The sequence below is a fragment of the Jeotgalibacillus sp. ET6 genome (assembly GCF_029667115.1).
Taxonomy (GTDB): Bacteria; Bacillota; Bacilli; order Bacillales; family Jeotgalibacillaceae; genus Jeotgalibacillus.
In genome coordinates this window covers 1-7,809 of the sequence record NZ_JARUIU010000019.1, presented here as the reverse complement: position 1 = coordinate 7,809, position 7,809 = coordinate 1, and the positions used below count along the sequence as shown (strand labels likewise).

Below are 7,809 nucleotides of genomic sequence, written 5' to 3'. Positions count from 1 at the left end.
TAATTCCCTCTTTTCTTAAAATTACACCTAAATATAAAAATTATTTATTTAAATTTGATTTTTCTGAATTCCCATGGAATGTTTAGTATGTAAAGTTTATAGTGATAGTGTAAAGGGTATAAAATCTGTTCATGACTTTTTCAAAAAAGAGTGGACAAGCGATGAAGGGGTGAATTAAAATAAAATCTGTCTTATTTTTATGCACTACTATTATTTTAAAAGGAGACCCACGATGAAAAATCCCGGACTATTTGATTATGCAAGGTTTATTATCCCTTCTATTATAGGAATCTTACTATTTATGACCCCATTTCCCGCTTCTGATGGATCATTTACTATTCCAATTGCTATACTTTCTAATTGGCTTCAGGATGAAATCGGAACCATTATTCCTGCTATCATGCTTGGTATTATCCTTCTTACTGCGATCATGACACTATATGCTAAACTGTTAAGACCTCAAATGATCATACGAAATGATTTCTGGAATAATTTATTTAATGTTTCCTGGTTTTGGACAGTTGTCCGCGTAGTTGCCGGCATTTTTGCTTTAATTACTTTTTTCCAGCTGGGCGGAAGTTCAACAGAAGCAATCTGGTCTGAATATACCGGTGGATTGCTCCTGGGAGATGGAGGCTTATTATCCGTTTTATTTGCGGTATTTTTATTTGCCGGCATGTTCCTTCCCCTCCTATTAAACTTTGGTTTATTGGAATGGTTTGGAACGTTTATGGCAAAAATCATGCGTCCATTGTTTAAGCTTCCTGGCCGTTCATCCATTGATGCTTTGGCATCCTGGCTTGGAGACGGTACGATCGGGGTGCTGTTAACAAGTAAACAGTACGAAGAAGGTCATTACTCTAAAAGAGAAGCAGCTGTTATTGGTACAACGTTCTCCATCGTTTCCATTACCTTCAGTATCGTTGTCATTGAAGAAATTGGATTAGGTGAATACTTCGTTCCATTTTACTTAACGGTAGCACTGGCTGGTTTTGTGGCAGCCATTATTATGCCAAGAATTCCTCCTTTATCTATGAAAAAGAAAACCTATATTTCTGAAGCAGATGAAGATGATGACTTAGAAGAAATTCCAGATGGAAAATCTCGCATGCAGCATGGTACACAAATGGCTCTTGCTGCTGCTAAGAAAAATAACAGTATTACGAAGTTTATAAAAGATGGCGGAAAAAACATTTTAGATATGTGGATGGGTGTTGCCCCCGTTGTTATGGCATTTGGTACGATCGCACTTATTTTGGCAGAAGAAACAAGCTTTTTTGTAATCCTGGGTGCACCATTTGTTCCAATTCTTGAACTTCTTCAAATTCCGGATGCAGCGGATGCGGCTCAGACGATGGTCGTCGGATTTGCCGATATGTTCCTGCCGGCTATTATCGGTCAGGACATTCCTTCAGAATTAACCCGTTTCGTTATTGCTGCTGTTTCGGTTACTCAATTGATTTACATGTCTGAAGTCGGTGGACTTTTACTCGGCTCAAAAATTCCGGTTTCTTTCCTCGACCTGGCTATTATTTTCTTATTGCGTACGATTATTACACTGCCTATTATTGCAGGAGTCGCGCATATACTCTTTTAAACCGTTAAATTGATCGGACAGTATACGATTGGTTCACTCTCAGTCGCTATAATAAAGCCTCACACCTGCTGCTAAACAGAGGTGTGAGGCTTTTTTAATCGTTTTTTAAAAATCTATCCGGTCCTTATAACGGAATACCAGCTGCTGATTATGGGAAAGACTGTCATCATCGTTGCCGCTGCGAAAGATAGGCGGTGTTATCCCCTCGTTTTCCATAAGTTGAATCACACGGGTAAAAAGGGCGTGCAATAAAGCGGTTCCGATAACTGAAGAAGATGAGCCAAAGAGCTGATCATTGTTTTTAAGCTTCAACATGCTGTCTCCAAGAGGACTGTGATTATCGATGACGTCATCAACACTTTCTTCTAAACGCAATCCGCTCGAGTGCTTAGAAGGATGAGATTCCTTTGAGTAATTCCGTGACAGCAGCCCGATCGTATAAATATCGTTTACTCTCGCTTTTTGCGCTGCTTCAATAGGCACAGGATTTCTACCGGAAGTAGAAATGACAATCAACGCATCGTTTTTTTCAAAAGAAATCAGGTTTGCGATTTTTTTCGCAAGTATTTCATCTTTTTCATTTGCCGATGCCAGAACACCGCCGTTATGAAGCATAACAGCCTCTGCATTTATAGACGTAACCGGTACAAGTCCGCCTGCGCGGTAGTATGGCTCCTGGGCCAGCAAGTTAGAGTGTCCGCAGCCAAACAGCTGGATGATTCCGCCGTTATGGATTTTTTGCACAAGCTTGGCCGCAATGCGTTCAATCACTTCCTCTTCTGTTGAAGCTGCCTCGGCTAACAAGGTTTGTACATTCTTTAAATAGTCATTCATACACTCACTCTTTCTCCATTTTCAGCGGCTGATTTCGCTTCTGAACTTATAGCGGTCCGCTCTGTACGTGCTATGAACGACCTCAAACGGAATATCATTTGATAAGTAGCTGAGCCTTTCAATGTGAAGCACTGCTGAAGGCTCTTGAATGTTGAGCAGATTTGCTTCCTCAGGTTCAGCGAGCAGGGCCTCAATACTTTGAGAAGCATGGCTGATCGTCAGCTTCAGCTTTTCCTGTATATAAGTATAGAATGAGCCTTTTACTGACTCTTCATTAAGATCCGGAAGAAGCTTTACGGGTATATAGGTGGTTTCAATGGCCATTGGTTTCTGGTCCGCATAACGAATTCTTTTCACCATAAATAGATCGTCCGTTTCGCTTAGTTTAAGTTTAGCGGCTATGTCCGCATCAGGCTTTATTTTATGAAAGCCGATCAGCTTATTGTCCGGGTGCATCCCCCGGGAACGCATATCTTCTGTAAAGCTGGTTAATCCCTGCAGGGGCTGTTCTATTTTTTCTTGAGATACGAAGGTTCCTTTTCCTTTTTCACGGTAAAGCAGCCCTTCACTTACCAGATTCATTATTGCCTGGCGGACGGTCATCCTGCTGACTTCGTACATTTCTGAAAGCTCTCGTTCAGAAGGAACAGGGTCCCCTGATTTAAATGCACCGGATTTTATTTGAGATTTTAATCTTTCTTCTATTTGCACATAGATCGGCAAGTGGGATTGTTTATCAAGCATGAATCATCACCTGCTTTCGCTTTGAATTTGGCTGTATGCTTTTTGATCAATCACCAGTGTGACATCCGGATGATAATGCAGAGCAGAAGCAGGAAACTGATCATCAATTTTTTTCTCCATCAGCTTTTTCACAGCCCAGGCTTTATTTTCACCTGAAGCAAGCAGCAGAATGCGTTTGCTTTTTAAAATGGATTGGATGCCCATTGTGATTGCCTGATTTGGAACTTCATCCATTGTATCAAAAAATCGGGCGTTTGCTTTTAAAGTAGAAGGTGCTAAATCAATAACATGCGTTGTTCCACTAAAGGCACTGCCTGGCTCATTAAAGCCAATATGTCCATTTTCACCAATTCCCAGCACTTGAATATCAGGCGGCCCTACCTTATCAATGGTCTGTTCATAGCGGGAACATTCATCTGATAATGATTGAGCCGTTCCATTTGGCAGGTATGTCTGATGGAGCGGAATATCGATTTTACTAAATAAGTGAGTATGCATGTAAGAATGATAGCTTTGTGGATGAGACGGTTGCAAACCAATGTATTCATCAAGATTCAGAGTGAATGTCTGTTTAAAGGAGACCCCTCTTGTATGATGACCTTCTATCAACGCTTCATACATTCCAAGAGGCGTACTGCCGGTTGCCAGACCAAGGACGGTTCTTTCATGATTACAGATATGAGCTTCTATGATGGCAGCAGCCTGCTGACTCATTGAGGCATAATCATCATTCACGAGTATGTTCACTTGTGAACCTCCTTTTTATACGCTATTTCTCCACGGCAAAGCGTCAGTTGAATGGATAGGTCTTCATCCATTATCACCAGATCTGCATCCTTATTCACTTCAATACTGCCTTTTCTGTCATAAACGCCAATCTGTTTTGCAGCGTTCGCCGAGCTCATTGCAATCAGCTCCTGCATGGAACAATTCGTTAGGGCGGCGATATTTTTAACCGCCTCTTCCATTGTCAAAATGCTTCCGGCCAGGGTGCCATCTTGAAGTCTGGCATCCTTCTCAGAAACGATTACCTGCTGGCCGCCTAAATCATATAAACCGGCGGGCAGCCCTTTTGCACGCATTGCATCGGTAATCAATATTACGCTTTGCGAGCCTTTCTGCTGGTAAGCCAATTTCACCGCATGTTTGTGGCTGTGAACAAAATCCACAATGATTTCAACAGATAATTTGTCTTCTAAAAAAGCAGCTCCAACGACACCCGGTTCCCGATGGTGGAAAGGACTCATTTGGTTATATAAGTGAGTCACCTGAAGTGCTCCTGCCTCTACCGCCTCAATCGCTTGTTCAAACGTTGCATCCGAGTGTCCGATCGACACAGCTACGCCTTTATTTCTTAAGTGATTAACAAACGTCAAGCCATTCTCCTGCTCAGGAGCCATTGTAATTAACCGGATCTTTTCCCCGCTTTCCTCCATCCATTGATCAAACTGTTCAATGGATGGGGAAAGGATAAATTCTACCGGCTGCGCACCTGCTCTCTTTGGAGAAAGGAAGGGACCCTCTAAATGAATGCCGAGTAGCTCAGCTTCTCCATTCTCTCTTTCAAAAGCATCAGCATTCGAAAGTGCATCGGAAATGGCAGCTGGAGACTGTGTCATGGTTGTAGCAAGAAAGCCTGTTGTGCCTTCTTTTGGCAAGGCTCTTGCTATGCCACGGAGAGCATCCGGTGTTGCATCCATTGTGTCATGACCAGCTGCTCCATGGATATGAAGATCGATGAATCCCGGTACAACCATCCAGTTGTGACGGGAAGCATCTATGACTTGATCTGCTTCTCTGGTGATGGAAGAAGAAATTTCAATAATCTTCCCGTTTTCTATAAATAAATCACCTTTTATCGAAGTGCCCGTTCCAGTATGAATCATCAATTGTTTAAGTAAAAGGGTGTATGACATGTTAATCTCCTTTTGTATTGGTGACATTTCCTTCTTCGATAGGAGGATTTCCTTGTTTAACACGATTCTTCATCGCCTCTGCCAAAAATTCGACGGAGGTTCCAATGATCACCTGAATGCCTGTTTTGTTGATCACTACGACTCCTCTTGCTCCATGGCGCTTTAATTCCTGTTCACTTGCCAGTCCTGAATCATTCACCTGAAGGCGCAGGCGGGTCGTACAATGATCGATCAGCTTTATATTATCCGCGCCGCCCAGCGCTTCGATTGTGTGATAGGCGCGTGCGTCATAGTCGCCTGAGGGGGCGGCTTTTCGTACAGAAGGCCCCGACTCATCTTCATCTTCACGGCCAGGTGTTTTCAAGTCCAGCTTAACGATTAAAAAGTAGAAAATAAAGAAATAAACAGCCCCCATTCCAAGCCCAACAGGAATGATCAGAAGCGGATTTTTTGCTATGCCAAAGTTCAATAGATAATCAATGGCTCCAGCGGAAAAACCGAAACCGTGATGAATATCCAGATAATACGTGATCACGCCTGACAATCCCGTTAAAACAGCATGCACTGCATAGAGCAAAGGAGAAAGAAACATGAATGAAAACTCAATTGGTTCTGTAATTCCAGTAGCAAAAGCTGTGATTGCTATACTAAAAAGCATCCCGCCTACAGCTGCTTTATTTTCTTTCTTAGCAGCCATATACATCGCAAGACATGCTCCGGGAAGACCAAACATCATGATCGGGAAAAAGCCTGATAAGAACGGCCCAGCTGTTTCATCCCCTTGAAGGAAACGATTAATCTCTCCCCGCACCACTTCACCTGAAGAATTAGTGAAGGTTCCAAAATCAAACCAAACCACAGTGTTAATGACGTGATGCAAACCAACGGGAATCAGCAGCCGGTTAAAGAAACCATACGCTCCGACTCCAAGCGCGCCTGCATTCAGCATCCATTCTCCTGCAGCATCAATTCCCATTTGAATCGGCGGCCAAATAAAGCCGAAAACGCCGGCTAAAATCACCATGACGGTTGCCGTGACAATGGGAACAAACCGTTTGCCTCCAAAAAAGGACAGCCAATCAGGAAGTTTTATCGAGTAAAAACGGTTATAAAGCAAGCCGGCCACTACTCCGGCAATAACCCCTCCAAACACACCCATGTCAATCGATGAGTCGATCGTGACAATCGCCTCGGTTAAAACCAGATACCCGATGGCACCGGCCAGCGCTGCGCCCCCGCTGCCATCATGAGCAAATCCCATGGCAATGCCTATTGCAAAAATAATGGCTAAATTATCTAATATTCCGGATCCAGCTGCCGCTAAAAATGGAATATTTAATAAGTCGTCCTGACCTAAACGAAGCAATAAGGCAGCGGCTGGCAACGTAGCAATCGGAAACATCAAAGACTTACCAATTCGTTGAAGAAAAGTTAGCAAGTGATTCACTCCTTAGATATAATAGTTTGTTTTATTTACCTTAGCACGGTGGTTGTATAGTTGTCTATACCAATAAGTGTACTAGTTGGAGAAATTAAAAAATAAAAGAGCCTGAGACAAAAAGTCTCAAGCTCCTAGATCGGTTTGCTGTGCTTCGGCGGACGTTTTCCGCAGGGGCGGCTCTGAGCTCTCCTCAGGCTTTGCCTTTTGGAGTCTCAGCTTGTGGTTTTCTATGGAGGGGAAGGCAGACGCTGACAGTTGTGCCTTTGTTTTCAGTGCTATCATAATTGATCTGGCCTTTGTGCTCATGGATGATTTTTTGACAGATCGTCAAACCAAGACCCATTCCTTTAGATTTGGTTGTAAAGAAGGGCTCCCCGATTTTAGCAAGCTTTTCAGCGGAAATACCCGTTCCTTCATCTTTTATAGCTACACAAATTTCATTTTCGTGCTGATGCCGGCTAATGATCAGCCGTCCACCTTTTTCCATCGATTCAATCCCGTTTTTAACAAGGTTGATAAATACCTGTATAAGCTGATTGCGGTCACCAAGAATAAAATCATCTTCATGGCTGCAAGCTTCCACCTGGAGATTCACTTTTTTCTCTGCCGCCTGATGCTTTAGTACACTGACTACGTACTCAATTACAGAATGAAGTGGAAATGCCTCTTCAAGCCTGGTCTGAGGCTTTGATAAAACCAGCAGCTCCTCAACAATGGAGTGGATCCGGTCCATTTCAGAGGACATAATTTCTATATTGTCCGCAGTAAGATTTCTTTCTTCTCTCATTAACTGAATAAACCCTTTTAAACTGGTGAGCGGGTTTTTAATTTCATGGGCAATTCCCGCTGCCAGCTCACCTGCTACAGCAAGCTTTTCCTGTTTGACTAGCCGTTCTTCCGCCTGCTTTTGCTGGGTAATGTCTCTTCCGATCGTAATGAGCGCTTTACGTGAACCATCTTCGTAGAAAATAGGAACTTTAATTACATCAAATGTTTTAAACTCCCCTGATGGAACGTAAAAACTCTCATTTGCTCTTACCGTAACTGCTTTTTGCCACGTTTCTTCGTCTGACACCATACAGTATTCAAACGCTTCTTCAAAGAAGGGATTTACCTTTCCCAATTCGCGATCCGTCTTACCCATGTAATGATGCCCTTTTAAGCCATAAAGCTCGAGGCCAAAGTCATTCGTCCGAATCCATCGTCCCTGGCCGTCCTTGAAGCATACAAAATCTGGCATCGATTGCATCAATGCCGTCATTTTTAATTCTTCCTCT

General features: G+C 42.9%; 6 protein-coding genes and 1 pseudogene. 1 reads left to right on the top strand and 6 read right to left on the bottom strand.

The features are described from left to right. The first annotated feature begins 232 nt into the window (after window positions 1-232). Window positions 233-1,597: a YjiH family protein gene (locus tag P6709_RS19685; RefSeq protein ID WP_278242617.1), complete on the top strand. Its 1,365-nt coding sequence runs from the start codon at window positions 233-235 to the stop codon at window positions 1,595-1,597. Window positions 1,598-1,702: 105 nt separating this feature from the next. Here P6709_RS19685 and P6709_RS19680 read toward each other — a convergent pair whose 3' ends face one another. The 6 genes and pseudogenes from P6709_RS19680 to P6709_RS19655 all read right to left on the bottom strand — a co-directional run. Beyond that, on the bottom strand, window positions 1,703-2,431 hold the full coding sequence (locus P6709_RS19680; protein ID WP_278242616.1) for an SIS domain-containing protein: 729 nt from the start codon (window positions 2,429-2,431) through the stop codon (window positions 1,703-1,705). Between the two features lie 21 nt (window positions 2,432-2,452). Then, window positions 2,453-3,175 (bottom strand): GntR family transcriptional regulator, encoded by a 723-nt coding sequence (locus P6709_RS19675; protein ID WP_278242615.1) that lies wholly within the window; start codon window positions 3,173-3,175, stop codon window positions 2,453-2,455. A 6-nt stretch (window positions 3,176-3,181) separates the two neighbouring features. After that, a complete protein-coding gene (gene nagB / locus P6709_RS19670; RefSeq protein WP_278242614.1) occupies window positions 3,182-3,922 on the bottom strand; it encodes a glucosamine-6-phosphate deaminase in 741 nt (246 codons plus the stop codon). Further along, window positions 3,919-5,091 carry an N-acetylglucosamine-6-phosphate deacetylase gene (nagA, locus tag P6709_RS19665; protein ID WP_278242613.1) on the bottom strand — a complete coding sequence of 391 codons (1,173 nt, stop codon included), beginning with the start codon at window positions 5,089-5,091 and terminating at the stop codon, window positions 3,919-3,921. The genes nagB and nagA overlap by 4 nt, the downstream gene beginning before the upstream one ends. Before the next feature lie 43 nt (window positions 5,092-5,134). Next, window positions 5,135-6,529: pseudogene (gene nagE / locus P6709_RS19660) on the bottom strand (N-acetylglucosamine-specific PTS transporter subunit IIBC); the annotation flags it as partial. A 193-nt stretch (window positions 6,530-6,722) separates the two neighbouring features. Continuing rightward, window positions 6,723-7,809: ATP-binding protein (locus P6709_RS19655; protein ID WP_278242612.1), on the bottom strand; the 1,087-nt coding region annotated here is incomplete at its 5' end.

Bases quoted from the DNA above. Each gene is read 5' to 3' on its own strand.
- P6709_RS19685 (WP_278242617.1), top strand. From the start codon at position 233: ATGAAAAATCCCGGACTATTTGATTATGCAAGGTTTATTATCCCTTCT.
- P6709_RS19680 (WP_278242616.1), bottom strand. From the start codon at position 2,431: ATGAATGACTATTTAAAGAATGTACAAACCTTGTTAGCCGAGGCAGCT.
- P6709_RS19675 (WP_278242615.1), bottom strand. From the start codon at position 3,175: ATGCTTGATAAACAATCCCACTTGCCGATCTATGTGCAAATAGAAGAA.
- nagA (WP_278242613.1), bottom strand. From the start codon at position 5,091: ATGTCATACACCCTTTTACTTAAACAATTGATGATTCATACTGGAACG.